25 protein-coding genes are annotated in these 25,352 nt (G+C 71.1%); 15 read left to right on the top strand and 10 right to left on the bottom strand.

Annotated features, from left to right (window positions below; translation table 11 throughout):
* Positions 1–77: 77 nt before the first annotated feature.
* Genes AC3WRM_RS03585 through AC3WRM_RS03575 form a run of 3 tightly spaced genes read right to left on the bottom strand, consistent with a single transcriptional unit; the run spans position 78 to position 3,383 of the window.
* Positions 78–542 (bottom strand): ASCH domain-containing protein, encoded by a 465-nt coding sequence (locus AC3WRM_RS03585; protein ID WP_492247102.1) that lies wholly within the window; start codon positions 540–542, stop codon positions 78–80.
* Positions 533–1,900 (bottom strand): serine hydrolase domain-containing protein, encoded by a 1,368-nt coding sequence (locus AC3WRM_RS03580; RefSeq protein ID WP_492247103.1) that lies wholly within the window; start codon positions 1,898–1,900, stop codon positions 533–535. The genes AC3WRM_RS03585 and AC3WRM_RS03580 overlap by 10 nt, the downstream gene beginning before the upstream one ends.
* Positions 1,893–3,383: a leucyl aminopeptidase gene (locus AC3WRM_RS03575; RefSeq protein WP_492247104.1), complete on the bottom strand. Its 1,491-nt coding sequence runs from the start codon at positions 3,381–3,383 to the stop codon at positions 1,893–1,895. The genes AC3WRM_RS03580 and AC3WRM_RS03575 overlap by 8 nt, the downstream gene beginning before the upstream one ends.
* Positions 3,384–3,422: 39 nt before the next feature.
* On the opposite strand from AC3WRM_RS03575, the gene gcvT reads away from it, so the two are divergent.
* Positions 3,423–4,538, top strand: a complete 1,116-nt coding sequence (gene gcvT, locus AC3WRM_RS03570) for a glycine cleavage system aminomethyltransferase GcvT (protein ID WP_492247105.1) — start codon at positions 3,423–3,425, stop codon at positions 4,536–4,538.
* A gap of 64 nt (positions 4,539–4,602) precedes the next feature.
* The gene (locus AC3WRM_RS03565; protein ID WP_067858399.1) at positions 4,603–4,797 is read left to right on the top strand and encodes a hypothetical protein; all 195 of its coding nucleotides are present in this window, start codon (positions 4,603–4,605) and stop codon (positions 4,795–4,797) included.
* Positions 4,798–4,831: 34 nt separating this feature from the next.
* Here AC3WRM_RS03565 and AC3WRM_RS03560 read toward each other — a convergent pair whose 3' ends face one another.
* Positions 4,832–5,398, bottom strand: a complete 567-nt coding sequence (locus AC3WRM_RS03560) for a DUF3043 domain-containing protein (RefSeq protein WP_492247106.1) — start codon at positions 5,396–5,398, stop codon at positions 4,832–4,834.
* Between the two features lie 69 nt (positions 5,399–5,467).
* On the opposite strand from AC3WRM_RS03560, the gene AC3WRM_RS03555 reads away from it, so the two are divergent.
* The 11 genes from AC3WRM_RS03555 to AC3WRM_RS03505 all read left to right on the top strand — a co-directional run bounded on the left by AC3WRM_RS03555 (position 5,468) and on the right by AC3WRM_RS03505 (position 16,291).
* A complete protein-coding gene (locus AC3WRM_RS03555) occupies positions 5,468–6,178 on the top strand; it encodes a PspA/IM30 family protein (RefSeq protein ID WP_492247107.1) in 711 nt (236 codons plus the stop codon).
* Entirely contained in the window at positions 6,153–7,058 is a 906-nt protein-coding gene (gene htpX, locus AC3WRM_RS03550) for a zinc metalloprotease HtpX (protein WP_492247108.1), read from the top strand. Before AC3WRM_RS03555 ends, htpX begins: the two co-directional genes overlap by 26 nt.
* Before the next feature lie 13 nt (positions 7,059–7,071).
* Complete coding sequence (pspAB, locus tag AC3WRM_RS03545) at positions 7,072–7,644, top strand: PspA-associated protein PspAB (protein ID WP_492247109.1); 573 nt, start codon at positions 7,072–7,074, stop codon at positions 7,642–7,644.
* A 37-nt stretch (positions 7,645–7,681) separates the two neighbouring features.
* Complete coding sequence (locus AC3WRM_RS03540) at positions 7,682–8,950, top strand: aspartate aminotransferase type Ic (RefSeq protein ID WP_492247110.1); 1,269 nt, start codon at positions 7,682–7,684, stop codon at positions 8,948–8,950.
* 4 nt (positions 8,951–8,954) lie between these two features.
* The gene (locus AC3WRM_RS03535) at positions 8,955–10,055 is read left to right on the top strand and encodes a glycerate kinase family protein (protein ID WP_492247111.1); all 1,101 of its coding nucleotides are present in this window, start codon (positions 8,955–8,957) and stop codon (positions 10,053–10,055) included.
* Positions 10,056–10,175: 120 nt separating this feature from the next.
* Positions 10,176–10,553, top strand: a complete 378-nt coding sequence (locus tag AC3WRM_RS03530) for a HesB/IscA family protein (RefSeq protein ID WP_067858379.1) — start codon at positions 10,176–10,178, stop codon at positions 10,551–10,553.
* A 408-nt stretch (positions 10,554–10,961) separates the two neighbouring features.
* Positions 10,962–11,936 (top strand): carbohydrate kinase family protein, encoded by a 975-nt coding sequence (locus AC3WRM_RS03525; protein WP_492247112.1) that lies wholly within the window; start codon positions 10,962–10,964, stop codon positions 11,934–11,936.
* A 120-nt stretch (positions 11,937–12,056) separates the two neighbouring features.
* Positions 12,057–12,905 carry an aa3-type cytochrome oxidase subunit II gene (gene ctaC, locus AC3WRM_RS03520; RefSeq protein ID WP_492247320.1) on the top strand — a complete coding sequence of 283 codons (849 nt, stop codon included), beginning with the start codon at positions 12,057–12,059 and terminating at the stop codon, positions 12,903–12,905.
* A complete protein-coding gene (gene ctaD, locus AC3WRM_RS03515; RefSeq protein WP_492247113.1) occupies positions 12,905–14,662 on the top strand; it encodes an aa3-type cytochrome oxidase subunit I in 1,758 nt (585 codons plus the stop codon). Before ctaC ends, ctaD begins: the two co-directional genes overlap by 1 nt.
* A gap of 3 nt (positions 14,663–14,665) precedes the next feature.
* The gene (locus tag AC3WRM_RS03510) at positions 14,666–15,070 is read left to right on the top strand and encodes a cytochrome c oxidase subunit 4 (protein WP_317698907.1); all 405 of its coding nucleotides are present in this window, start codon (positions 14,666–14,668) and stop codon (positions 15,068–15,070) included.
* Between the two features lie 39 nt (positions 15,071–15,109).
* Positions 15,110–16,291 carry a L,D-transpeptidase gene (locus AC3WRM_RS03505; protein ID WP_492247114.1) on the top strand — a complete coding sequence of 394 codons (1,182 nt, stop codon included), beginning with the start codon at positions 15,110–15,112 and terminating at the stop codon, positions 16,289–16,291.
* Between the two features lie 777 nt (positions 16,292–17,068).
* On the opposite strand, the gene qcrB is transcribed toward AC3WRM_RS03505, so the two are convergent.
* From qcrB to ctaE, 4 genes are all read right to left on the bottom strand, one after another.
* Positions 17,069–18,772, bottom strand: a complete 1,704-nt coding sequence (gene qcrB / locus AC3WRM_RS03500) for a cytochrome bc1 complex cytochrome b subunit (RefSeq protein WP_492247115.1) — start codon at positions 18,770–18,772, stop codon at positions 17,069–17,071.
* Positions 18,769–19,833: a cytochrome bc1 complex Rieske iron-sulfur subunit gene (gene qcrA, locus AC3WRM_RS03495; RefSeq protein WP_492247116.1), complete on the bottom strand. Its 1,065-nt coding sequence runs from the start codon at positions 19,831–19,833 to the stop codon at positions 18,769–18,771. The genes qcrB and qcrA overlap by 4 nt, the downstream gene beginning before the upstream one ends.
* Positions 19,834–19,838: 5 nt before the next feature.
* Positions 19,839–20,669 (bottom strand): cytochrome bc1 complex diheme cytochrome c subunit, encoded by an 831-nt coding sequence (gene qcrC, locus AC3WRM_RS03490; RefSeq protein ID WP_492247117.1) that lies wholly within the window; start codon positions 20,667–20,669, stop codon positions 19,839–19,841.
* A gap of 96 nt (positions 20,670–20,765) precedes the next feature.
* Complete coding sequence (ctaE, locus tag AC3WRM_RS03485) at positions 20,766–21,404, bottom strand: aa3-type cytochrome oxidase subunit III (protein WP_492247118.1); 639 nt, start codon at positions 21,402–21,404, stop codon at positions 20,766–20,768.
* A gap of 24 nt (positions 21,405–21,428) precedes the next feature.
* Between ctaE and AC3WRM_RS03480 the strand changes: the two genes are divergently transcribed.
* Together AC3WRM_RS03480 and trpD are read left to right on the top strand one after the other, a co-directional pair.
* A complete protein-coding gene (locus AC3WRM_RS03480; RefSeq protein ID WP_492247119.1) occupies positions 21,429–21,839 on the top strand; it encodes a response regulator in 411 nt (136 codons plus the stop codon).
* Positions 21,836–22,882 carry an anthranilate phosphoribosyltransferase gene (trpD, locus tag AC3WRM_RS03475; protein ID WP_492247120.1) on the top strand — a complete coding sequence of 349 codons (1,047 nt, stop codon included), beginning with the start codon at positions 21,836–21,838 and terminating at the stop codon, positions 22,880–22,882. The genes AC3WRM_RS03480 and trpD overlap by 4 nt, the downstream gene beginning before the upstream one ends.
* A 9-nt stretch (positions 22,883–22,891) precedes the next feature.
* On the opposite strand, the gene AC3WRM_RS03470 is transcribed toward trpD, so the two are convergent.
* Positions 22,892–23,167: an Lrp/AsnC family transcriptional regulator gene (locus AC3WRM_RS03470; protein ID WP_067858357.1), complete on the bottom strand. Its 276-nt coding sequence runs from the start codon at positions 23,165–23,167 to the stop codon at positions 22,892–22,894.
* Entirely contained in the window at positions 23,164–24,903 is a 1,740-nt protein-coding gene (locus tag AC3WRM_RS03465) for a DEDD exonuclease domain-containing protein (RefSeq protein ID WP_492247121.1), read from the bottom strand. The genes AC3WRM_RS03470 and AC3WRM_RS03465 overlap by 4 nt, the downstream gene beginning before the upstream one ends.
* Between the last annotated feature and the right edge of the window lie 449 nt (positions 24,904–25,352).

Genomic DNA, 25,352 nt, shown 5'->3' with positions numbered 1-25,352 from the left:
CAGTCCCCACGATTCGGTACGTCATCGCCCGTTCCGGAGCCGGAAGTGGGCGATGACGTACCGAATCGTGGGAATGTTCAGGGGTGGGGGTCGGCGTGCTCCGGGGGCCAGACCACGGCGAAGCGCTCGAACCTGGTCTCCATGGCGTCGACGTCGACGTCGTCCGCGAGCCCCAGGACGCGACGCGCGAAGTCGCGGTGCGCCTGCAGCCACCAGTCGCGGGTGAGGTCGCCCTCGCCCTCGTCACGGGCGAACGCGTCGTCGACGGAGTCGAGGCGTCCGACGCGCACGTCGACGGTCCGCAGCACGACCCGCGACCGCCCGGAGCCGTCGAGCACGACCCAGTGGTCGCCGACCCTGACGGGGTGGTCGTCGGGGCACACCGGCCCGGCCGTCGCCCGTTTGCCGCCGGCCAGCACCAGGGCCAGGAGCTCGTCGGCCATCGCGGGGGAGTCGCCGAACGGCTCCACCGCGGGCTCGACATCGGCCGCCTCGGGACGGGCTGCGACGTAGTCGGCCCAGAGGTCGTCGGTCACGACCATCCGGCCTCGTCGAGACCGCCGGGCACCTCGACGTCGGGCGACGGGTCGTAGGGCGTGCGCGTGAACGCGAAGGTGGCGAGGTCGAGCTGGACCGGCCGCCCGTCGGCGTCGCGGCGGACCGTGAGCCGCTCGTTCTCGTAGTAGCCGCCGAGGCCGACCCAGCCGTCACCGTCGGGACGGAACCGGGCCCCGCGGCCGACGCCGGGCGTGCCGAGCACGAGGTGGTCCCCGTCGAGCCGTGCCGTGGAGCGGCTGGTGCCCCAGAACCAGTCGCCCACGAGGTCGAGGTGGTCGCGCTGCCCGGGTCGGCGGACCCACGGTGTCGGGGTCCGCGGCTCGTGGCTGCGCACGAGCTCGAGCAGGTCGGTGTCGAGCGTGCCGAGACCGGACGTGACGTTGGCGAGCACCACCACGCCGTCGCCGGAGTCGACGTCCACGTGCAGCGACGCCAGGAACCCGGGCATCGAGCCCCCGTGGCCCACGAACCGTCGGCCCTGCTCGTTCCACACCTGCCAGCCGAGGGCGTGCGCCCCGGTCCAGGGCTGACCGGGGCGGTCGACGACGGCGACGGGCCGGTGCATCTCGCGCAGCGTCTCGGGAGCGAGCAGGCCGCCGGTGTGCCCGGCCGCGAACGCCGCCCAGCGGGCGAGGTCCTCGGCGCTCGACCAGAGCTGGCCGGCGGGGGCGAGCGCCACCGCGTCGTGCTCGGGCTCGACGTGGGCGAGGTCCGCGAAGGGGTGCACGGCGAGGCCGGGTGCGGCGGCGTCGTCGGGTCGGTGCCGCGTGGCCGTCATCCCGAGCGGGCGCAGCAGGTCGGCGTGCACGGCCTCGTGCCACGAGGTGCCGCGCAGCCGCGCGACCAGCTCGCCGAGCACGCCGAAGCCGGTGTTCGAGTAGTGGAAGCGGGTGCCGGGCGTGAACAGCAGGCGTGGTCGTGACGCCACGAGGGCGTCCCACGGGTCACCGGGCGTGCGCTCCCACCACGGGCCGTTCGTCTCGGCCTGCAGCCCGGACGTGTGGCTGAGCAGCTGGGCGACGGTGACGGGGAGCTCGAGCTCGGCCAGGTGCTCGCCGATGCGGTCGTTGAGGTCGAGGCGTCCCTCGTCACGCAGCTGCAGCACCTGGGTCGCGACGAACGTCTTGGTGATCGACCCGATCCGGTACGCGGTGCGCGGCGTCGCCGGCGCGGAGGCGTCGGTGCCGTCGAGGTGACCGGCCGCGTCGCTCCACACGACCTGGCCGTCGCGGACGACGGCAGCCGCGACCGACGGGACGCGCCGCGTGCGCTGCTCCTCGGCCACCCGGGCCGAGAGGAGAGCCCGCGTGCGCTCCTGCAGCCCGCCGGCCGGCTCAGTCACCGGACGCGAGGTCCGACGCGAGGCGCACGAGGGTGCGGACCGAGACGCCGGTGCCGCCGGACGGCGTGTAGCCGTGCTCCCCGCCGTCGTTGAACGACGGGCCGGCGATGTCGAGGTGCGCCCAGGGCGTCTCCCCGACGAACTCGCGCAGGAACGCCGCGGCGAACAGGGTCCCGCCGTACGGCTTGGGGTTGTGCTGGCGGATGTCGGCGATCTTCGACGACGTGACCGCCGACTTCATCTCCTCGACGATCGGCAGCGGCCACATCGACTCGCCCGTCGTCCGTGCGGCGTCGAGGATCGCGTCGCTGAGGGCGTCATCGTTGCCCAGCACGCCGGTGGTGCGCTCGCCGAGCGCGACGACGCAGGCGCCCGTGAGCGTGGCGACGTCGACGATGCGGTCGGCACCGGCCTCGACCGCGAGGGAGAGGCCGTCGGCGAGGACGAGGCGACCCTCGGCGTCGGTGTTGTGCACCTCGACCGTGGAGCCCGACCGCATGGTCAGGACGTCGCCCGGGCGCGTGGCCGAGCCGCTGGGCATGTTCTCGGCGAGGCAGGCGAAGGCGGTCACCTTGACCGGCAGGCCGAGCTCGGCGATCGCGAGCGTGGCGGCGACCACCGCCGCGGCGCCCGCCATGTCGATCTTCATGGTCTGCATGCCGGAGCCGCTCTTGATCGACAGGCCGCCGGAGTCGAACGTGATGCCCTTGCCGACGAGGGCGAGGTGGGTCACGGCCTTGCGCGGCTCGTAGGAGAGGCGGACGAGGCGCGGCGGGGCCTCCGAGCCGGCGCCGACGCCGAGGATGCCGCCACAACCCTCCTTCTCGAGCCGCTTCTCGTCCCAGACCGAGACCTTGACCGGCTGGCGTCCGGCGACCTCGGCGATCTGGTCGGCGAAGGCCGGCGGTCGCAGGTCCCCGGGCGGGGTGTTGACCCAGTCGCGGGCGAGGGCGGTGGCGCGGGCGACGACGGCGGCGTGCTCGACGGCGTCGACGACCGTGCTCTGGCGCCCGAAGGCGGACAGGACCGTGACCGCGCCCAGCCGCGCGTCGTCGTCGGAGGCCTTCGTCTTGTACGCCTCGTACCGGTAGGCGCCGAGCAGTGCGCCCTCCGCGACGGCGACGACGTCGTCCGCGCCGGCCGGCTGCAGCGCCAGCGCGGCGGTGGAGGCCTTGAGCTTGACGGCGGCGCGCACGCCCGAGGCGGCGGCGCGGCGCAGCTCCTCGGCGTCGGGCTCCTCGCTGAGGCCGACCGCGACGACGGCGTTCGCCTTGGTGGCCTCGCCGCCGGGCGCCACGACGACCTGGCCCTTCTCCCCGGTGAAGCCGAGCAGTGCCAGCGTCGGGGCGAGGTCGGCCGCGTCGTCGTCGGTCCGCACACCCAGCACGAGGACGTCGGTCTTGACCGTCGAGGGCTTGGCGGTGCTGACGGAGACGTCAGGCAGGGAGGAGGCGGACGAGCGGACGGGCGTCGAAGGGGCCATGTCGCCCATGTAATCACGCAGCCCGCTACGTTGGCCGACATGGACCTGCTCCGTTCGCCGCTGCACGACCACCACGTGGCCCTCGGCGCCAAGATGGCCGAGTTCGGGGGGTGGTCGATGCCCCTGGAGTACCCGTCGGAGTCCGGTGGCGGCGTCCTCGCCGAGCACGCGGCCGTGCGTGAGGCGGCGGGCCTGTTCGACGTGAGCCACCTGGGCAAGGCCAGCGTCCGCGGCGCGGGCGCCGTCGACCACGTGAACGCGCACCTCACGAACGACCTGCGCCGCATCCGCCCCGGCCAGGCGCAGTACACCCTCTGCTGCGACGAGGACGGCGGCACCGTCGACGACCTCATCGCCTACGTGCGCAGCGACTTCGACGTCTTCCTCGTGCCCAACGCCGCCAACACGGCCGCGGTCGTGGAGCGGCTGCGAGCCGCAGCGCCGGCGGGCGTCGAGGTCGTCGACCGCCACCGTGAGCTGGCCGTCCTCGCCGTGCAGGGCCCCGCGGCCGACGCGGTGCTGGCCGGGGTGGGGGTGCCCACCGACCACGCCTACATGTCGTTCGTCGAGGCGCCCGTCGGCGGTGCCGAGGCGATCGTGTGCCGCACCGGCTACACGGGGGAGAAGGGGTACGAGCTGGTCGTCCGCGCCGACGACGCCCCCGCCGTCTGGGAGGCGCTGCTGACGGCCGGCGAGCCGCACGGCCTGCGTCCGTGCGGTCTCGGTGCGCGCGACACGCTGCGTACCGAGATGGGCTACCCGCTGCACGGCCACGAGCTGTCCGCCGAGATCTCGCCCGTCATGGCGCGGGCCGGCTGGGCCGTCGGCTGGGACAAGCCGGCGTTCACCGGCAAGGACGCCCTCGTGCGTCAGCGCGAGGAGAAGAGCGTCCCCCTGGTGCGCGGCATCGTGTCCGCCGGCCGCGGCATCCCGCGACCCGGCATGGTGGTGCGGGCGGTCGGACCCGACGGCGCCCCCGGCGACGTCGTCGGCGAGGTGACGTCCGGGACCTTCTCGCCCACGCTGCGCCAGGGGATCGGCCTGGCCCTGCTCGACCGCAGCGTCGGGGACGGCGACGACGTGCTCGTCGAGGTGCGGCGTCGCGCCGAGCCGTTCACGGTGACCAAGCCCCCGTTCGTCGCCCCCTCGACCTGAGCCCCGACCTCGTCGGGGCGAGGATGGCACGACCGACCACGCACGACCGATCAGGAGGACGTCGATGAGCTGGACCTGGCTGCTGGAGACCGCCGACGGGCAGGAGAAGGGTCGTTCCGACGCGTTCGACAGCCGCGGCGACGCCGAGACGTGGATCGGCGAGACCTTCGCCGAGCTGCTCGACCAGGGGGTCGACCAGGCGCGGCTGCTGGACGGCGACACCGAGGTCTACGGACCGATGTCGCTGCACGGGGAGTAGCCCCGGCCGGCTCCCCCGCTCGACGAGCGCCGGGTCAGACGCGCTCGCGCGGCTCCTGGCCGCGGGCGATCGCCGGCTTCGGCAGGCGGAAGCGGCGCAGCTGCGTGCTGCGCAGCACGGCGTAGCCGGTCGCGCCGCGCGTCGACTCGCCCGGGAAGCGCAGCTTCAGCTGCTTGCGCAGCCCGCTGACGAGCAGGATCTCGTCGAGGATGGTCAGCAGGATCATCACGCCCCAGGCGTACACGACCACGAGCTGCGCGAGAGGCGCCTGCACGAAGCTGAGGACGAGCACCGCGAGCAGGATGGGCAGCAGGTACTCCGCGACGTTGCGACGCCGGTCGACGTAGTCGCGCGCGAACGCGCGCACCGGTCCTCGGTCGCGCGGCGGGAGGGCGTCGCCCTTGCCGGCCCGCAGGGCCTCCTGCTGACGACGGCGCAGGTCGGCGCGCGCCTGACGCTCGCGCTGCATCTGCTCCTTGCGCGTCATCGGCGTCTTCATCGCCTTCTTGCGCGCCGCCTCGGCCTCCTTGCGGCTCGGCGTCGCACGGCCCTTCTTGGCGGCCTGGGTGCGGTCGTCGGGGGCGGCGTTCTCCTGCGTCACGGCGTCACCCTACACAGCGCGCCCACGCGGTCCGGAGGCCCACGTGCCGCAGCCCCGTACGCTGACGTCATGGGGATCGGACGCAGGATTCGCGACATCTGGCGGTCGCGCTCGCACCGTGAGCTCGACGGCGAGGGGCTGCGCAGCTCCCTCGACGACACCTACCGCGCACAGCTCGCGCACCTGCAGAAGGTGCGACGCGGCGTCGCCGACGTCACGACCAGCCGCAAGCGCGTCGAGGTGCGGCTGCGCCAGCTGGAGCAGCAGGCCGCGACGTTCGACGCGCAGGCGCGGGAGGCCGTCGAGCGCGGCGACGACACCGCCGCCCGCACCGCGCTGGGCCGCAAGGTCGGGCTCGAGGAGTCCCTCGCCGACCTGCGGGAGCGGCACGCCGCGCTGCAGCAGGAGGAGGCGACCATCACCGACGCCGCCACCCGGCTGGAGGACAGCATCGAGGACTTCCGGCTCCGCAAGGACACGCTGACGGCCCGCGCGTCGGCGGCCGAGGCCCGCTCGCAGCTCACCAGCGCCGACACCGGCATCGCGTCGTCGCTGAGCAGCGTCAACCAGCAGATGGAGGCCGCCGAGCGGCACACCCGCGAGCTGGAGGCCCGCGCCGACGCGGTCGACGAGCTGGTTGCCGACGGCATCGTCGCGCGACCGGGGGAGAGCACCGACGACCTCGCGGCGCGGCGCTTCGACCGCGAGCTGGGCCTCGACGTCCCGCAGAGCACCGAGGTGGAGGGAGAGGGCCGTGGCCCGCAGCAGGTTCAGGGCTGACCGGGGGCTCACGCTCCGCATGGGCGGGGTGAGCCTCGGGCTGGGCGCGCTCTACGTCGCGTTCGGTGCCGTCCTCATCTCCTTCTCCGGCAGCGCGGTGGTCGGCCTGGTCATCACCGTCGCGCTGGCGTGGGGGCAGTGGTACTTCTCCGACACGCTCGCGCTGAAGTCGATGGGTGCGCGGGTCGTGAGCCCCGAGCAGGCGCCCGAGCTGCACGCCATGATCGACCGGCTGTGCGTCATGGCCGACATGCCGAAGCCGACCGTCGCGGTGGCCGTCACCGACCTGCCCAACGCGTTCGCGACCGGCCGCACGCCACGCCACTCCGCCGTCTGCGTGACCACGGGCATCATGCAGCGCCTCGACGCCGACGAGCTCGAGGGCGTGCTCGCGCACGAGCTGTCCCACGTGGCCAACCGCGACGTCTCCGTCATGACCGTGGCCTCGTCGCTCGGCCTGCTGGCCGGGTTCATCACCCGCTGGGGCCTCTACCTCGGCGGCGGAGGGAACAACCGCGACAACCGCAACGGCAACGGCGTGCCGTTCATCGTCGTCTTCCTCGTGAGCATGGTCGTCTACTTCGTCAGCTTCCTGCTCACCCGCGCGCTGTCGCGCTACCGCGAGCTGAGCGCCGACCGCAGCGGCGCCTACCTGACGGGCCGGCCCTCGAAGCTGGCGTCGGCGCTGGTCAAGATCTCCGGCGACATGAGCCGCATCCCCAACGAGGACCTGCGCGGCGCCCAGGCGCTCAGCGCCTTCTTCTTCGCGCCCGCCATCAACCGCGCGTCGGTGAACGCCGTCATGGCCACCCACCCGCCCCTGGAGCAGCGTCTCGCGCAGCTGGCCAAGGTCGGCGCCGAGCTGTCGGACCCGATCTGATGGGCCCGATCTGATGGGCTGGCTCGACGGCATCCTCGGTCGGTCCAAGCCGCCGGAGGCCGACCTCGACGTCCTGTTCGGCGTGCCCCAGGCGGCGCTGACGCTCGAGGCCGCGGGGTTCGCGGCCACCGGTGCGGGCGCGGTGTGCTTCCGCGACGTCGACGGGGTCAGCGACGACCGCGTCATGGCCGAGGTGCAGCAGGTCATCGGCACCGACACCACCGCCACGGTCACCGTCTCCGACGACGGCCAGGGGTTCCGCTGGCTGCAGGTCACGCGGGCGCCGGGCGACCTGCAGGGTCTGGTGAGCGACCTGCACGCCGCCAACTCCTCGATGGCCGACGCCGGCTTCGGACCGCAGCTCCTGTGCTCCACGGTCCTGTTCACGACGCCGTCGGGCGGTCCGCTCGGGCTGGTCTACCTGTTCAAGCAGGGCACCTTCTACCCGTTCGCGCCGCAGGCCGGTCGACGTCGCGACAACGCGGTCGAGCTGCAGGTGCGGGCCCTCGTCGAGGGCGACGTGCCCGTGGAGAAGGCGCTGGAGCGCTGGCTTGCGCTGTGGGACGCGCCCGGACTGTCCGTCTGACCACGTCGGGTCCCACCGCCTTCGGTAGGTTGGGCCCGTGAGCCTCGACACCCTCTCTCCCGACGAGATCCGCGCCCTCCACGCCGAGCAGCAGACCGCCTACGAGCAGCTGAAGCAGGCTGGTCTCGCGCTCGACATCACGCGCGGCAAGCCGTCGGCGGCGCAGCTCGACCTCTCCAACGCGCTCCTCGACCTCCCCGGCCAGGACTACAAGGACGCGGCCGGCACCGACACCCGCAACTACGGCGGCGGCGTCGGCAACGTGCAGCTGCGCGAGATCTTCGCCGAGCTCCTGCACGTCCCGGTGGACCAGCTCGTGACGGGCGACAACGCCAGCCTCGCGATCATGCACGACCTCGTCGTCTTCGCGATGCTCAAGGGCACGGTCGGGTCCCAGCGGCCGTGGGCGCAGGAGGAGGAGATCGTGTTCCTCTGCCCGTCGCCCGGCTACGACCGGCACTTCGCGATCTGCGAGCAGTACGGCATCACCATGCGCACGATCGACATGCTCGACGACGGCCCCGACATGGTCGCCGTGCGCGAGGCGGTCACCGACCCCGCCGTCAAGGGCATCTGGATCGTCCCGACCTACGCCAACCCCACCGGCGCCGTCGTCAGCGAGGCCGTCGCCGCCGAGCTGGCCGCCCTCGAGACCGCTGCCCCGGACTTCCGCATCTTCTGGGACAACGCCTACGCGGTGCACCACCTCACCGAGGAGCGCACGAAGACCGCCGACATCGTGGGGCTGTGCGCGGCGTCCGGCCACCCCGACCGTCCCTTCGTGCTCGCGTCGACCTCGAAGATCACCTTCGCGGGCGCCGGCGTGAGCTTCTTCGCCTCCTCTCCCGACAACATCGCCTGGTACACCGGGCTCGTCGGCAAGCGGACCATCGGCCCCGACAAGCTCAACCAGCTGCGCCACGTCCGGCTGCTCGGCGACGTCGACGGCGTGCACGCGCTCATGGACCAGCACCGCGAGATCCTCGCGCCGAAGTTCGCGGTCGTGCAGGAGGTGCTCTCGGCGCGCCTCGGCGGCCTGGACGTGGCCACGTGGACCGAGCCGCGGGGCGGCTACTTCGTCAGCCTCGACGTCCCCGACGGCTGCGCCACCCGGGTCGTGCAGCTCGCGAAGGAGGCGGGCATCGCGCTCACCCCGGCGGGCGCGTCGTTCCCGTACGGCAAGGACCCGCGCGACCGCAACATCCGCATCGCGCCGTCGTTCCCGCCGATCGAGGAGCTGCGCACCGCGATGGAGGGCCTGGCCACGTGCGTGCTGCTCGCGGCCACCGAGCAGCGGCTGGCCTGAGCCCGTGCGCGTGCTCGTGGCGCCGGACAAGTTCGCCGGCACGCTGAGCGCGCCCGAGGCGGCCCGGGCCATCGCCCGCGGCTGGGCACGGACGTCGCCGGACGACGAGGTCGTGCGGCTGCCCATGGCCGACGGTGGCCCCGGCTTCGTCGACGCGCTGCACGACGCGCTCGGCGGACGGCTGCACGTGGTTCCCGTGCGCGGGTCGACGGGGGCCGAGGTCCCCGTGACGCTGCTCGTCGTCGACGACGTCGCCTACCTCGAGTCGGCGCAGGCCTGCGGGCTGCAGCTCGGTCCCCCCTCCGCCCGCACCGCCTCCACCTGGGGCGTGGGCGAGGCGGTGCGCGCCGCCGTCGACCTCGGGGTGTCGTCGGTCGTCGTGGGGCTGGGTGGCAGCGCGACGAACGACGGGGGAGCGGGCCTTTTGGGCGCCCTCGGGGCGACCGCCGACCGGCCGCTCGACGCCGGTCCGGACGGTCTGCGCGGCATCACGTCCGTCGACCTCGCCGCGGCCCGGCGGGCCGTCGAGGGAGTCGACCTCGTCGCCGCGAGCGACGTGGACGTGCCCCTGCTGGGCCTGTTCGGCGCCACCAAGACGTTCGGTCCGCAGAAGGGCCTGGACGACTCCGATCTGCTGGAGGTCGACGGACTGCTGGACGCCTGGGTCGACGCCGTGTGCGGTCCCACCCCTGCCGAACGACGGGTGGCGGACGCGCCAGGTGCCGGGGCTGCAGGCGGCCTCGGCCTGGGACTGCTGCTCCTCGGTGCGGACCGTCGGGCCGGCGTCGCGGTCGTGGCGGACGCGGTCGGGCTGGACGCCGCCTGCGCGGACGCCGACCTGGTGGTCTCCGGCGAGGGCTCGTACGACCACACGTCGCGCAGCGGCAAGGTCGTGCACGGGGTCGCGCAGGTGGCGGCGCGGCACGCGCGGCCCTGCGTGGCGATCGCCGGACGGGTGAGCGTCGGGTCGCGCGAGATGCGGGCCATGGGGGTCGAGTCCGCCTACGCCATGCTCGACCTGGTGGGGGAGGAGCGCTCGTTCGCCGACCCGTCGGGCTCGCTCGCCGACGTCGCGGAGCGTGTGGCGCGCACCTGGTCGCGCTGATCGGCGCCCGCGAGTCCGCGCCCGGCGAGGGATCTCCTGAGGATCGGCGCGTACGATGGAATGGAACCGGCTTCCTCCTGGTTGTCCACCAGGAGAGCACCCGAGACCGACGGAGATGACATGAGCGTCGACAGCAGCACCACCCCCGAGACCACCGAGACCGCCGCCCCGGCCGACGGTGTGAACCTGTCCGCGAACGCCGCGGAGAAGGTGCGGAGCCTGCTCGCCCAGGAGGGTCGCGACGACCTCGCCCTGCGCATCGCGGTGCAGCCGGGCGGCTGCTCGGGCCTGCGCTACCAGCTGTTCTTCGACGAGCGGACGCTCGACGGCGACGAGGTCCGCGACTTCGACGGCGTGAACGTGGTCGTCGACCGGATGAGCCTGCCGTACCTGCACGGCGCGTCGATCGACTTTGTCGACACGATCGAGAAGCAGGGCTTCACCATCGACAACCCGATGGCGACGGGCTCCTGCGCCTGCGGCGACAGCTTCCACTGATCGAGCCACCTCGGGAGCAGTGCGATCGAGCCACCTCGCGAGCCCTGCGAGCGACGGTGGCGAGAGGTCGAGTGGTGCACGCCGAAGGCGTCGGACTGTATCGAGACCTCTGAGCGGTCCAGACCCCGCCACGAGGTGGGCAGCCGACCCTGACCCACCAGAGTGGTCTCGATACGTCGAGACCAGCTCGTGCCGCCCCCGCAAGCGGGAGGTGCCCCCAGCGCGCCTCGACTACTCGACCAGCGGTGGCGCGAGTGATCTCGATACGTCGAGGCCAGCTCGTGCCTCGCGACCTCGACTACTCGACCAGCGGGAAGTGGGCACGAGCGGCGCTGCGCGACGTCACGCGCGACTTCCTCACACGACGGCCCCCTGCGGACGCAGGGGGCCGTCGTCTAGTCTCGTCGGGTGCATCTCGCGATCGCCGGCTCTGTGGCCACCGACCATCTGCAGGTCTTCTCGGGGAAGTTCTCGGACTCCCTGGTCCCGGACCAGCTCGACAAGCTGTCCGTGTCGTTCCTGGTGGAGGACCTGGACGTCCGCCGCGGCGGGTGCGCCGCGAACATCGCGTTCGGCCTGGCGGCGCTGGGTCTGCGGCCGACGCTGGTGGCGTCGGTGGGTCGTGACTTCGCCGACCAGGGCTACCAGCAGTGGCTGGAGGACGCGGGCGTCGACTGCTCGCGCGTCCACGTCTCGCCGGACAAGCACACGGCGCTGTGCACGATCACGACCGACGACGCGCATGCGCAGATCGTCACGTTCTACGCCGGTGCCATGGCCGACGCCCGCACGATCGACGTGCTGGAGCTCGGCGACTTCGACCTCGTCCTCATCGGTCCTGACGACCCCGAGGCGATGAACCGGCACACGGCGGCCTGCCGCGAGGCGGGCGTGCCGTTCGCGGCCGACCCGTCGCAGCAGCTGGCGTGGGCCGACGGCGACCTGATCCGCGATCTCGTCGACGGTGCGGCCTACCTGTTCAGCAACGACTACGAGTCGGCGCTGATCCAGACGAAGACCGGGTGGAGCGAGGCGGAGGTGCAGGCGCACGTCGGCACGCGGGTCGTCACCCGCGGCAAGGACGGCGTGACCGTCTACCCGTCCGACGGCGCACCGATCGAGGTCGCGGCGATCCCCGATGTCGACGCGGTCGACCCGACGGGTGTCGGCGACTCGTTCCGCGGCGGGTTCCTCGCGGGTGTCGCTGCCGGCCTGGACCTGGAGCGGGCGGCGCAGATCGGCTGCACGATCGCGGCGAGCGTCGTGGAGACCACGGGCACGCAGGAGTACGCGCTGACGCGGGAGGCGTTCCTGGACCGCCTGGGCTCGGCCTACGGCGACGAGGCGCGGGCCGAGGTGTCCGCCGCGCTCGACCTTGCGTGAACGACCCCGACACGCGTCGGGGCAAGGGTGCCCTTACCTGCTCGACGAGCGACGAGTGAGGGTACTGTGAACAGGTCATCGCATGAGTGGTGTGGACAAGAAAGGCGCCTCGTGGGTCGGATGAAGCTGGCGGCTGCTGTCGTCGTCGCAGTTCTCCTGAGTGGATGCTCGCCCGTGGCGGACCACGACATCAAGCGCCTCGCGCTTCCTGTCGCCGCCAGTGACCGGTCGCAGCCCGTCTGGGACCTGTGGCTCGGTGCCTGGATCGCCGTGCTGGTCGTGTTCGTGCTCGTCTTCGGGCTCATCGTGTACGCCTCCGTGCGCTACCGCCGTCGCAGCGACGACGAGGTGCCCACGCAGGTGCGCTACAACCTGCCGCTCGAGGCGCTCTACACGATCGCCCCGGTCGTCGTCGTCGCGGTGTTCTTCTTCCACACCGTCACGAGCCAGAACGAGGTGCTCGAGAAGGTCGACAACCCCGACCACACGATCGAGGTCGTCGGCTCCAAGTGGCAGTGGGCCTTCAACTACCTCGACGAGGACGCCACGCAGGGCGAGGACGTGTACGACTTCGGCACGCCCGACCAGCCGGCCGAGCTGTGGCTCCCGAAGGGCGAGTCGGTGCGCTTCAACCTGCGCAGCCCCGACGTGATCCACTCCTTCTGGATCCCCGAGTTCTACTTCAAGATGGACGTCGTCCCCGGCCGCGAGAACACGTTCGACATGACGCCGACGCGCGAGGGCACCTTCACGGGCCGCTGCGCCGAGCTGTGCGGGCTGTACCACTCGCGGATGATCTTCAAGGTCAACGTGGTCTCGCCCGAGGAGTACGAGGCCCACCTCCAGGACCTCGTCAGGATCGGTCAGATCGGTGCCCCCGCGGGCCAGAAGGAGGCCGACGCCGTCGCCGGTCTGCGCGGCGCCGACACGGAGGACGACCAGGACGTCCAGGACGGAGCGGGTAACTGATGGCCACCACTGCCGCATTCGACGACGGTCGGGAGACCACGACCGTCCGTCGCGAGACGACGCTCGGCCAGAAGGTCGTCACGATCATGACGACCACCGATCACAAGGTGATCGGCAACATGTACCTCGTCACGTCGTTCGTCTTCTTCCTGATCGGCGGCGTGCTCGCGCTGGCGATCCGCGCGAACCTCATGCAGCCGGGCTCGAACCTGCTGTCGGACGAGGCCTACAACCAGGCCTTCACCATGCACGGCACGATCATGCTGCTGATGTTCGCGACGCCGCTGTTCTTCGGCTTCGGCAACGCGATCATGCCGCTGCAGATCGGTGCGCCCGACGTCGCGTTCCCGCGTCTGAACATGTTCAGCTACTGGCTGTACCTGTTCGGCTCCACGATCGTGGTCTCCGGGCTGTTCGTGCCCGGTGGCGCGGCGAGCTTCGGCTGGTTCGCGTACGCGCCGCTGTCGGACGGCGTGAACTCGCCCGGTATCGGCGGTGACCTCTGGGTCATGGGCCTGTGGATGTCGGGCCTCGGCACGATCCTCGGCGCGGTCAACTTCATCACCACGATCTTCTGCATGCGCGTGCCCGGCATGACCATGTTCCGCATGCCGATCTTCGTGTGGAACACGCTGGTCACCAGCCTGCTGGTGCTCATCGCGTTCCCGATCTTCGCCGCCGCGCTCCTCACGCTGGCCGCGGACCGCATGCTCGGGGCCCACGTGTTCGACGCCGCGAACGGCGGGCCGATCCTGTGGCAGCACCTGTTCTGGTTCTTCGGGCACCCCGAGGTCTACATCATCGCGCTGCCGTTCTTCGGCATCATCTCCGAGATCCTCCCGGTCTTCAGCCGCAAGCCGATCTTCGGCTACGTCGGCCTCGTGGCCGCGACGCTGCTGATCGCCGCGCTGTCGGTCGCGGTGTGGGCGCACCACATGTTCGTCACGGGTGCGGTCGACCTCGCGTTCTTCAGCTTCATGACGTTCCTCATCGCGGTCCCGACGGGCGTGAAGTTCTTCAACTGGATCGGCACGATCTGGGGCGGGAGCATCTCCTTCGACACCCCGATGGTGTTCTCGCTCGGCTTCCTCGTGACCTTCCTCTTCGGCGGTCTGACCGGCGTCATCCTCGCGTCGCCGACGCTGGACTTCCCACTGTCGGACTCCTACTTCGTGGTGGCGCACTTCCACTACGTGGTCTTCGGCACCGTGGTGTTCGCGATGTTCGCCGGCTTCTACTACTGGTGGCCGAAGCTGACCGGGCGGATGCTCGACGAGAAGCTCGGCAAGATCCACTTCTGGCTGCTGTTCATCGGCTTCCACATGACCTTCCTCGTCCAGCACTGGCTGGGTGTCGAGGGCATGCCGCGCCGCTACGCCGACTACGGCCCGAACGACGGCTTCACCACGCTGAACGAGATCTCCTCGATCGGTGCCTTCCTGCTCGGCGCGTCCACGCTGCCGTTCCTGTGGAACGTGTGGAAGTCGCGCAAGAGCCCGCTGGTCAAGCTCGACGACCCGTGGGGCTGGGGTCGCTCGCTGGAGTGGGCCACGAGCTCGCCCCCGCCGCGGCACAACTTCCACTCCCTGCCCCGGGTCCGCAGCGAGAGCCCCGCGTTCGACCTGCACCACCCGGAGATCGCCGAGCTCGAGCTGCTGCACAACCCGGACGAGGGTGGCACGTTCGCGGACGCGCCGAACACGAACGGCAAGGGATCGGCCATCAAGGACGCCAAGCAGCAGAAGGACGGTGAGTGACCGATGAAGGGCATGAAGGCCGAGTACTGGGTCATCATCTCCTGCGGGATCTTCTTCGTCTTCATCGCGCCCGTGTACTGGGTGCTGACGGAGGACCCGACGGGCACCACGGCGCTCGTCATGACCTTCCTGCTGTGCGCACTGCTCGGCTTCTACCTCTACGTGGTGGCCAAGCAGATCCCGGCCCGACCGGAGGACCTCGACGACGCCGAGATCGCCGACGGAGCCGGTGAGCTGGGCTTCTTCCCGCCGTACAGCTGGTGGCCGCTCTACTGCGCCCTGGCGCTCGCGACGATCGTCCTGGGCGTCGTCGTCGGCTGGTGGCTGTTCATCATCGGCGCCACCATCGGTGCGGTGACGGTCTGCGGCTGGGTCTACGAGTACTACCGGGGCGTGCACGCGCACTGACTGGTCGGTGCGTTCGTGCTCACCGCGTAAGATGACGCGGTGAGCACGACGAACCGTTCCCTGCGCCTCCTGCTGGGTGCCGTCCTCCTGGTGACGCTGGGCGCCTGCACGGCAGCCCGGTCCGAGCAGCCGTCGGCCTCGCCGACGCAGCAGCCGGCCACGGTGACCGCGAACGTCGAGGACCAGGCGTCCGACGTCCCCGTCGACACCGTCGTCTCGGTGGAGGTCGAGCACGGCACGGTCACGGAGGCGTCCCTGACGTCGTCGGACGGCAAGCAGGTCGTGAAGGGCGAGGGCAGCGAGGGTCGCTGGGCGGCCACGTCGCGGCTCGAGCCCGGCACCGCCTACACGCTGACCGCGCAGGCGGAGGGCACCGACGGCAAGCCGGCCAATCTGGTGCGCACGTTCACGACCCGGGCCCTGACGCTGGACCAGCAGACGTACCCCGCGGTGGCTCCGCTCGCGAACGAGACGGTGGGCGTGGGCATGCCAGTCATCGTCACCTTCGACCTGCCGGTGGAGAACAAGAAGCTCTTCGAGCAGCACATGCACGTCACGTCGACTCCGAAGGTCGAGGGCGCCTGGCACTGGATCAGCGACACGGTCGTGCACTACCGGCCCAAGGAGTTCTGGCCCGCCGGCACCAAGGTGTCGGTCGACCTGGACCTGAACAGCCTGCCCGCGGGCAACGGCGTGTACGGCCAGCAGGACCAGCACGTCCCGTTCACGGTGGGCCGTCGCATCGTGTCGACGGTCGACGTCGCCCGGCACACGCTGACGATGAACATCGACGGACGCGACGTCCGCACGATCCCCGTGTCGACCGGCAAGCCGGGCCACGAGACCCGTGGCGGCACGAAGGTCATCATGGAGAAGTTCCCGTCCGTCGACATGGACGCAGCGTCGACCGGCGTCTCGGAGTCCGACCCCGACTACTACGACATCAGCGACGTCCGGTGGGCGATGCGGGTGACGAACTCCGGTGAGTTCCTGCACGCCGCCCCGTGGTCGGTCGGTTCGCAGGGTCGGGAGAACGTGAGCCACGGCTGCGTCGGCATGAGCGACGCCGACGCCCAGTGGATCTACGACCGGTCCCGCCGCGGCGACGTCGTGAAGTTCGTCAACAGCGGCCGCGCCCTCGAGCAGAACAACGGCTGGACCGACTGGAACACCCGCTGGAGCGACTGGCTCCAGGGCTCGGCGCTGAAGCGCGCTTCCTGAGCTTCTCTCCAGGGCGGCTCTCTTGGGCTGTGCTGGGGCTTGGGATAGTTGGGGCGGTGCTGGTGCGGCTTGCTGCTCGGGTGGGGGTGCGTTGGTGCGGCTTCCTGCTCGGGTGGGGGTGCGCTGGTGCGGCTCGCTACTCGGGTGGGGGTGCGCTGGTGCGGCTTGTCGTGGGTGTGGTCTCCGAAAGGGCCTCGACCGGGCGGCTGGCGGGCGCGCTGGGCTGGGTACTCGGGCTGTGGCTCCCGCTGTGGGACGCAAGATGCTGCCTTTGTGCCAGCCGGCGGTGGATCTGCCACCTTGTGAGCGCTCTTCAGGTGGCAGATCCACCGCTGACGGGTCTAGGGGTGTGAAGGGTTCTTCCTTTTCGTGGAACGGTCCACGAGAAAGAAGAATCGTTCGTCTCCCCAACACAAAGGGCACCCACGATTCTGCATTCCTGCGCTCGAGACCGAACGCTTCTGCGTTCACGACGGGATCCCGTAGCAAACGCAGAAGCCTTCGAGTCCCAGCGCACGAACGCAGATTCTTGCGTCCCACGCGGGCCACAGCCCGAGACCCGAAGCCGGCCCCCGCCCAGCTACCCGGTCGAGGCCCTTTCGGAGACCACACCCACGACAAGCCGCGCCAGCGCAGCCCCACCCGAGCAGTAAGCCGCACCACCACAACCCGCAGGACGACGAGAAGCCGTACCCGCCGCACAGAGGAGCGTGGGGGAGGGGACGACGAAGGGCCCGGAGCGGTGCTCCGGGGCCCTTCAGGTCGTGCGCGCGGTCGTCAGTGCGACTTCGGGATGCCGGTCTCCGACACGCCCTGGAAGTCCTCACCGAGCTGGACCGGGTGGCCCTCGATCTCGGCCAGGTGCTCGTCGGCGTGCTCGACCTCGGCCTGGGTGGGCTTGTCGATCGCACCCTTGTAGTAGAACGAGCGGACCCGGTGGCGCAGCTTCGCGACCCGGCCGTGCGGCACCGCGACGCCGTTCTCGTCCGTCTCGGCCGGAGCCTCGAGGGCGGGGAGGCGGTCGTGGGCCGTGAGGCGGTACTGCTCCGTGACCGGCAGCGGGGCGTGACGCTCCGCGTAGCTGCCGTCGGGCGAGCGCTCGATGACGCCGGTCTCGTAGCCGTGCAGGATCTTGTTCTGGTCGGCACGCTGCAGACCGATGCAGATCCGGCGCGTGATGATGAACGCGATCACCGGGAACAGGAAGATGCCGACCCGGAAGATGTGCGTCAGCGCGTTGATGCTCAGGTGGAACTGCGTGGCGATGATGTCGTTGCCGCCCGCAGCCCAGCCGACGCCGTAGAACGTCATGCCGGCGACGCCGAGACCCGTGCGGGTCGGGGCGTTGCGCGGACGCTCCAGCAGGTGGTGCTCACGCTGGTCGCCGGTGATCCAACGCTCCACGAAAGGCCACAGCGCGAGGGTCGTGAACAGCAGGCCCAGTCCGCCGACGCCCGGGATGAAGACGTTCCAGCTCCACGTGTGACCGAGGAAGGTGCTCTCCCAGTTCGGCATGATGCGCACGAGGCCCTCGGAGAAGCCCATGTACCAGTCGGGCTGCGAGCCGGCCGTGACCTCCGACGGGTTGTACGGACCGTACGCCCACACCGGGTTGATCTGCACCAGCGCGCCCATGAGGGCGGTGAAGCCGAAGACGACGAAGAAGAAGCCGCCGGCCTTGGCCGCGTACACCGGGAGCATCGGGTAGCCGACGACGTTGTCGTTGGTCCGTCCGGCGCCCGGCCACTGCGTGTGCTTGTGGTAGACGAGCAGCAGCATGTGCGCCGCGATCAGGCCGAGCAGCAGCGCCGGGATCAGCAGGATGTGCGCCATGTACAGGCGGGGGATGATCTCCTCGCCGGGGAACTCGCCACCGAAGATGAAGAACTCCAGGTACGAGCCGACCAGCGGGATCGAACGGATCAGGCCGTCGACGAAGCGCAGGCCCGTGCCCGAGAGCAGGTCGTCGGGCAGCGAGTAGCCGGCGAAGCCCTCGACCATGCCCAGCGCGAGCAGGCCGACGCCGATGAGCCAGTTGATCTCACGCGGCTTGCGGTACGCACCCGTGAAGAAGACGCGCAGCATGTGGGCGAGCATCGCGCCGACGAACAGCGCGGCCGCCCAGTGGTGGATCTGCCGCATGAGCAGACCACCGCGGATGTCGAAGGAGATGTGCAGCGTCGAGGCGTACGCCTGCGACATCTCCAGCCCGCGGAACGGGGCGTAGGAGCCGTCATAGACGACCTCGGCCATGCTCGGCTGGAACCAGAACGTCAGGAAGACGCCGGTGAGCAGCAGCACGACGAAGCTCCACAGGGCGATCTCGCCCAGCATGAACGACCAGTGCTCCGGGAAGACCTTGCGCAGGTTCTTCTTCGCGACGCCGGCGAGCCCGAGACGGTCGTCGAGCCAGCCGACGGGACCAGCGGCCTTCTTGCCGAAGCCCGTGTCCTCGACCGGGGTGTAGGTGTCGGTGCTCATGACTCACCATCCAGTCTCTTCTGGTCGCGCGCAAGCTCGGGATAGCTCGGCGCCACGATCTCGGGGAAGTCGCTCATCGCGATGATGTAGCCCTCGGAGTCCACGCCGAGCGGCAGCTGCGGGAGCGGTCGGTGGGCGGGGCCGAAGATGACCTTGCCGTTGTCGGCGAGGTCGAACGTCGACTGGTGGCAGGGGCACAGCAGGTGGTGCGTCTGCTGCTCCCACAGCGAGATCGGGCAGCCCACGTGGGTGCAGATCTTGGAGTAGCAGAGGATGCCGTCGATGCCCCAGTTCTCGCGACCCTCGGAGGGCGTGATGTCCTCCGGGCGCATGCGCACGACGATGATGGCGGCCTTCGACTTCGCCGCGAGGAGCTCGTGGCCGTGGACCTCGGCCTCCTCCTCGCCCTCGGCGGGGAAGAAGACGGCCGGCTCGGCGTTGATGAGCTGACCGACCTCGATCTCCTCGGGGCGGATAGGCAGGCCCGAGACGTCGTTGACGACGCGCATGCCCTTCTTCCAGACCGTCTCGTCCTGGCTGTGGGGGAGCGGGCCGAGGTCGCGCAGCAGCACGACCGACGGCACGGCGAGCGCGCCCACGGAGAGGAAGAGGCTGTTGCGGATGAGCGGCCGGCGACCGACGCCCGACTCCTGCAGACCCGCGTTGATGTCGGCCATGACGGCCTCGCGGTCCTCGGCGGAGGAGCGGGCCGGGTGGCGCATCTCGACCATCTCGTGGTCGCCCATGAGCTTCTTGGCCCACTGGATGATCCCGACGCCGATCAGCAGCAGACCGCCGCCGAGCGTCGCGCCGAGGGCGAAGTTCGACGCCGACCAGTTCAGGAACGTCTGGTCGGAGTCGATCGCGAAGTAGGAGACGGCGAAGAGGACGAACAGCAGCGCCGCGACCGCGAACATGCCGGAGATCTGACGCTCGGCGCGGCGCTCCTGCGCCGGGTCGACGTCGGTGGGACGCCACTGGTGCGGCTGCAGGCCCGGGTCCTGCACCGGCTCGGTGCGGACCGGGGTGCTGCTGTCGTGGGACTGGATCTCGTCACTCATCTCGTTCAGGCCTTCTTCTTCTTCGATCGCGCTCCGTGGGCACCGATCCAGATCGCGAAGCCGATCAGACCGCCGATGCCGAGGACCCAGACGAACACGCCGTCGACGACCGGGCCGAGGCCGCCGCCGCCGAGACCGCCGTAGTTCGGCTGGTCCTGGACGCGCTTGATGTAGGCGATGACGTTGCGCTTGTCCTCGGGGGTGATGAGGTCGTCGTTGAAGACCGGCATCTGCTGCGGTCCGGTGACCATCGCCTCGTAGATGTGCTTGGCGCTGACGCCCTTGAGCGTCGGGGCGTAGCGGCCGTTCGGGAGCGCACCGCCGGCGCCGACCGAGTTGTGGCACGCGGTGCAGTTGGTGCGGAAGAACTCGCCGCCCTCGCGCAGCGCCTCGTCGTCGACGTTCTGGTAGTTGAGGTACTCCTCGGCCGGGATGGCCGGTCCGGGGGCCAGCGACGCGATGTACGCGGACAGCTGGCGGGTCTCCTCGGCGTCGTACTCGGGTGCCTTGCGCGGTGCCTGCGGCGCGCTCTGCGCCATCGGCATGCGGCCGGTGCCGACCTGGAAGTCGACGGCGGCGGCGCCGACGCCGATCAGCGACGGACCGTAGTTGCCGCCGTCCTTCGTCGTGATGCCCTCGGCGTTCTGCCCGTGGCAGCTCGCGCAGCCGATGAGGAAGAGCTCGCGCCCTGCCTCGACGTCGCGTGCCGTGTACTGCTCCGCCTGCGCGGGCTTCGGGGCGAGCGCGGACCAGAGTCCGGCAGCGGCCACGAGACCGAGCAGCAGGACGACGAGTCCGGCGAGGGGGTGACGGCGGCGGGTCGACAGAGTGCGCACCGAGAACCTCATTCCTGTCAGGGGTAACCAGCGTACCTAGCGTTCTGCCAGGTCCGCTGGCTTAGGTTGGCCTAACGCCGTGCTGTGCGGCAGGCGTCAGCGGATCAGGTAGATGGTCGCGAACAGGGCGACCCAGACGATGTCGACGAAGTGCCAGTAGTACGACACGACGATCGCGGAGATGGCCTGCTCGTGGGTGAAGCGGCGGGCGACGAAGGTGCGGCCGATCACGAGCAGGAAGGCCAGCAGACCGCCGACGACGTGGATGCCGTGGAAACCCGTGGCGAGGTAGAAGAGGGAGCCGTAGGCCGAGGACGGGATCGTCACGCCCTCGTGGACCAGCTCGGCGTACTCGAACGCCTGGCCGCCGATGAAGATCGCGCCCATGACGTAGGTGAGGATGAACCACTCGCGCATGCCCCACTTGCGGAACTGCAGCAGGGTGCCCGTACGTCCGGGGCGACCGCGCTCCGCGGCGAACACGCCGAACTGGCAGGTCAGCGACGACAGCACGAGGATCGACGTGTTGACGGCCGCGAACGGCACGTTCAGCAACTGCGTCTCCTGGTCCCACAGCTCCGGCGTGACGTTCTTGACCGTGAAGTACGCGGCGAAGAGACCGGCGAAGAACATCAGCTCGCTGGAGAGCCAGACGATCGTGCCCACCGTCACCATGGAGGGACGTCCCTCGGTGCCGTGGAGTCGGGACGCGGGGATCACGGAAGTAGTGGCCACGCGCTCATTATGTACGATTCCCACGTGACCGAGCGCAGCAGGTTCCGAGTCCTGGTCTACAGCGACGACCGAGACGTGCGGAACGCCGTCATGGCAGCGCTGGGCACGCGCCCGCACCCGGACCTTCCCGAGCTCGAGTTCGTCGAGTGCGCGACGGAGCCGGTCGTCTGGCAGCACCTCGACGACACGCGCCGTCGCCCGGACCTCGTCGTCCTCGACGGCGAGTCGACCCCGGTCGGCGGGCTCGGCGTGGCGCGGCAGATGAAGGACGAGGTGTTCCAGGCTCCGCCGGTGCTCGTGCTCACCGGTCGCCCCCAGGACGCCTGGCTGGCGACGTGGTCGCGTGCCGACGCCGCCGTGTCCCACCCGATCGACCCGCTGCGTCTCGCCGAGGTGTTCGTCGACCTCGCGCGGTCCGTGCTCCAGCCCGGGTGAGCGCGCGCACCTGGCCCGACGTGCTCGACGAGCTCGTCGGCGGCCGCGACCTGGACGCCGCGTCGACCGCCTGGGCGATGGCGGCGATCCTCGAGGGCGAGAGCACCCCGGCGCAGATCGCCGCGTTCGCGGTGGCGCTGCGCGCGAAGGGCATCTCCCAGGCCGAGCTGCAGGGCCTGGTCGACGCGCTGCTGTCGCACGCGGTGCTCGTGGAGGTCCCCGGGCGTGCGGTCGACATCGTCGGCACCGGTGGCGACCGGGCCAAGACGGTCAACATCTCGTCCATGTCGGCCGTCACGGCGGCCGGGGCGGGCGTCCCCGTCGTCAAGCACGGCAACCGGGCCGCGTCGAGCCAGAGCGGCACGGCCGACGTGTTCCAGGTGCTGGGCGTGCGGCTCGACGTGCCCGCCGCGTCGGTGCCCGCGGTGCTCGAGCGTGCCGGCATCACCTTCTGCTTCGCCCCGCTGTTCCACCCAGGGCTGCGCTTCACCGGCCCCCCGCGCCGCGAGATCGGCATCGCCACCCCGTTCAACGTGCTCGGGCCGCTCGTCAACCCGGCGCGGCCGCAGGCGTCGGCCGTCGGCTGCTCCGACCTGCGCACGGCGCCGCTCATGGCGCAGGTCTTCGCCGACCGCGGCGACGACGCGTTCGTCTTCCGCGGTGACGACGGTCTCGACGAGATCACCACGACGACCACCACCCGCGTGTGGACGGTCGTGGGGGCCGACGTCGTCGAGGAGGTGCTCGACCCCCGCGACCTCGGGTTCACGCTGTCGTCGCCCGAGGCTCTGCGCGGCGGCGACCCCGTGCACAACGCCGACGTGTTCCGACGCATCCTCGACGGCGAGGTCTCGCCGGTGCGCGACGCCGTGCTGCTGAACGCGGGTGCCGCCCTGGCAGCGCATGAAGGCGTCAGCGGTCCGCTGCTGGAGCGGCTCGCCGCGGGCATCGAGCGTGCGCGGGCGTCGATCGACTCCGGCGCCGCGCGTGACGTGCTCGCCCGGTGGGCCGCCGTCACGCAGGAGCTGGCACCAGCCGACTGAGCCGTCGGTTCACAGCCCGATGCTGAACGCGTCCTCGAGGTCGTGCCGGCTGAAGGTCTGGAACGCGATCTGCGTCTGCGTCGACAGGACGCCGTCGACCTTGTTGAGCCGGTCGGCGACGACCGCGGAGACGTCGTCGATGCGCGGCACCCGGACCATCGCGACGAGGTCGAGGTCGCCCGTGACGGAGTACACCTCGCTCACCCCGTCGAGGTCGGCGATCTGCGCGGCGGTCTCGGACAGCCGGGACACCTCGGCCTGGATGAAGACGATGGCGGTGATCACGCCGACAGCCTAGACCGCGTGGCGCGCTGGTCGTCGGACTCCGACGGCAGGGCGGCGACGTGCCGCGCGGCGCCCGCGGTCGGGACCTGCCAGGACCCCCGCACCATGCGGACACCCGGGGACTCCAGCCAGCGCAGCAGCGTCTCGGTCTCCTCGACCGACGCCGCCGGCGCCGGGTGGGTGCCGTTGCCGGGCGTGGGGACGTCCTCGGCGGTGGCGAGGAGGGTGTCGACCCAGGCGGTCGGGTGGACGTGCCGGGGGAGCAGCCCGGCCGCGGCGAGCCGGCCGTGGCGGACGACGTGCACCTCCCAGCCCCTCTCGGCGGGCGCGGCCGCCACGAGCTCGGCGACGTCGGTGAGCTGCCGCAGCCGTTGCGTGCGGTCGACGGCCCGCAGCGACGCGGCCAGCCGGTCGCGCACCTGGGCCGCCTCCTCGTAGCGCTGCTGCGCCCCGAGCTCGCCCATGCGTGCGCGCAACCGGTCGACGACCTCGGCAGGGTCGCCCGTGAGCGCGGCGTCGAGACGGGCCACCTCGGTCGCGTAGACGTCGGGGTCGAGGTCGCCGGTGCAGGGCGCGAGGCAGCGGCCGAGGTCGGCGAGCGCGCACGTGCTGCCGCGTGGTCGGCGTCCCATGCGGGTGGTGCACTGACGCACCCGGAACGTCTCGTGCAGCGCGGCCAGGGCCAGCTCTCCCTGGCTGCGGTGGCCGAAGGGGCCCACGTAGACGGCGTCGTCGTCGAGCACGCGACGCACTATCGACAGCCGCGGCCAGGGCTCGCGGGTCAGCTTGATCCACGACTGGCGCTCGGGGAAGCGAGAGCGTCGGTTGTAGGGCGGGCGGTGCGCGGCGATGAGCCGCAGCTCGCGCACCCGCGCCTCGAGCGGGGTGGCGCAGACGACGGCGTCGACACGCTCGGCGAGCTTGACCATCTCGCCCATGCGGGTGCGCGTCTCGGCCGCGGTGAAGTAGCTGCCGACCCGTTTGCGCAGGTCGCGTGACGTGCCGACGTACAGCACGTCGTCGCGCGCGTCGCGGAAGAGGTAGACGCCCGGCTCATGGGGCAGGTGCTGCGCGAGGTGACGCTTGCGCCGCTGCTCCGGCGTCACCTTGGACGTGAAGGTGACCGCGTCCTCGAGGGTGTGCACGCCGAGCGAGCCGAGCCGCTCGAACAGCCCGTGCAGCACGTCGACAGTGGCGCGGGCGTCGTGCAGGGCCCGGTGGTCGGGGGTGGTGCCGGCGCCGAAGTGCGCTGCGAGCGTGGACAGCTTCACGTTGCGCACCTCCTCGCGCAGCAGCGCCCGGCGGGCGAGGACGGCGGTGTCGAGCACCTCGAAGCGGGGCCACGGGATGCCGAGCTCGCGCGCGTTGTGCTTGAGGAAGCCGACGTCGAACGGCGCGTTGTGGGCCACCAGCACGCTGCCCGCGGCGAGCTCGAGGAAGCTCGGCAGCGCCTCCGCGATCCGCGGGGCCTGCACCACCATCGCGTCGGTGATGCCCGTGAGGACGGTGATGAACGCCGGGATGCTCTCCTCCGGGTTCACGAGCGTCTGCAGCTCGCCCAGCACCTCGCCGCCGCGCACCTTGACCGCACCGATCTCCGTGATCCTCGCCCCCGCCTTCGGCGACCCGCCCGTCGTCTCCAGGTCGACCACACAGAACGTGACGTCGCTCAACGGCCGCCCCAGCTCCTCGAAGCTGGCCTGGTGGTGCACGGGTCGGGAAGGCTGGCTGGTCACGGAGGCGACCGTAGGCGTCGGGTCGGACAGAGTCGGGGGGTTCTGCGGTGAGGGGGGCTGCGTCGGCGCGGCTTCTCGGTCGGGTGGGGCTGCGCTGCTGCGGTCTCGTGGTCGGGTGGGGCTGCGCTGGTGCGGTCTCGTGGTCGGGTGGGGCTGCGCTGGCGCGGCTTGTCGTGGGTGTGGTCTCCGAAAGGGCCTCGACCGGGCGGCTGGCGGGCGCGCTGGACTGGGTTCTCGGGCTGTGGCCCGCGTTGCACCCAAGATTCTTCCTTTGTGCGCGATTGGCCCAAGATGCTGCGTTTGCGCGTGCCGTCGGTGGATCTGCCACCTTCTGAGCGCTGTTCAGGTGGCGCATCCACCGCTCAGGGGGCGAGGCGTGTGAAGGGTTCTTCCTTCTCGTGGAACGGTCCACGAGAAGGAAGAATCGTTCGTCCCCCCAACGCAAAGGG

It is taken from the genome of Aeromicrobium sp. EU05-FHT14F07 (genome assembly GCF_058790455.1).
The sequence above is the reverse complement of the archived record's forward strand: the minus strand, read 5'-3'. Positions and strand labels throughout refer to the sequence as shown.

Coding starts and splice junctions, on each gene's coding strand:
- AC3WRM_RS03585 (WP_492247102.1), bottom strand. CDS start 542: ATGGTCGTGACCGACGACCTCTGGGCCGACTACGTCGCAGCCCGTCCC.
- AC3WRM_RS03575 (WP_492247104.1), bottom strand. CDS start 3,383: ATGGCCCCTTCGACGCCCGTCCGCTCGTCCGCCTCCTCCCTGCCTGAC.
- gcvT (WP_492247105.1), top strand. CDS start 3,423: ATGGACCTGCTCCGTTCGCCGCTGCACGACCACCACGTGGCCCTCGGC.
- AC3WRM_RS03565 (WP_067858399.1), top strand. CDS start 4,603: ATGAGCTGGACCTGGCTGCTGGAGACCGCCGACGGGCAGGAGAAGGGT.
- AC3WRM_RS03555 (WP_492247107.1), top strand. CDS start 5,468: ATGGGGATCGGACGCAGGATTCGCGACATCTGGCGGTCGCGCTCGCAC.
- pspAB (WP_492247109.1), top strand. CDS start 7,072: ATGGGCTGGCTCGACGGCATCCTCGGTCGGTCCAAGCCGCCGGAGGCC.
- AC3WRM_RS03530 (WP_067858379.1), top strand. CDS start 10,176: ATGAGCGTCGACAGCAGCACCACCCCCGAGACCACCGAGACCGCCGCC.
- ctaC (WP_492247320.1), top strand. CDS start 12,057: ATGAAGCTGGCGGCTGCTGTCGTCGTCGCAGTTCTCCTGAGTGGATGC.
- ctaD (WP_492247113.1), top strand. CDS start 12,905: ATGGCCACCACTGCCGCATTCGACGACGGTCGGGAGACCACGACCGTC.
- AC3WRM_RS03510 (WP_317698907.1), top strand. CDS start 14,666: ATGAAGGGCATGAAGGCCGAGTACTGGGTCATCATCTCCTGCGGGATC.
- qcrB (WP_492247115.1), bottom strand. CDS start 18,772: ATGAGCACCGACACCTACACCCCGGTCGAGGACACGGGCTTCGGCAAG.
- qcrA (WP_492247116.1), bottom strand. CDS start 19,833: ATGAGTGACGAGATCCAGTCCCACGACAGCAGCACCCCGGTCCGCACC.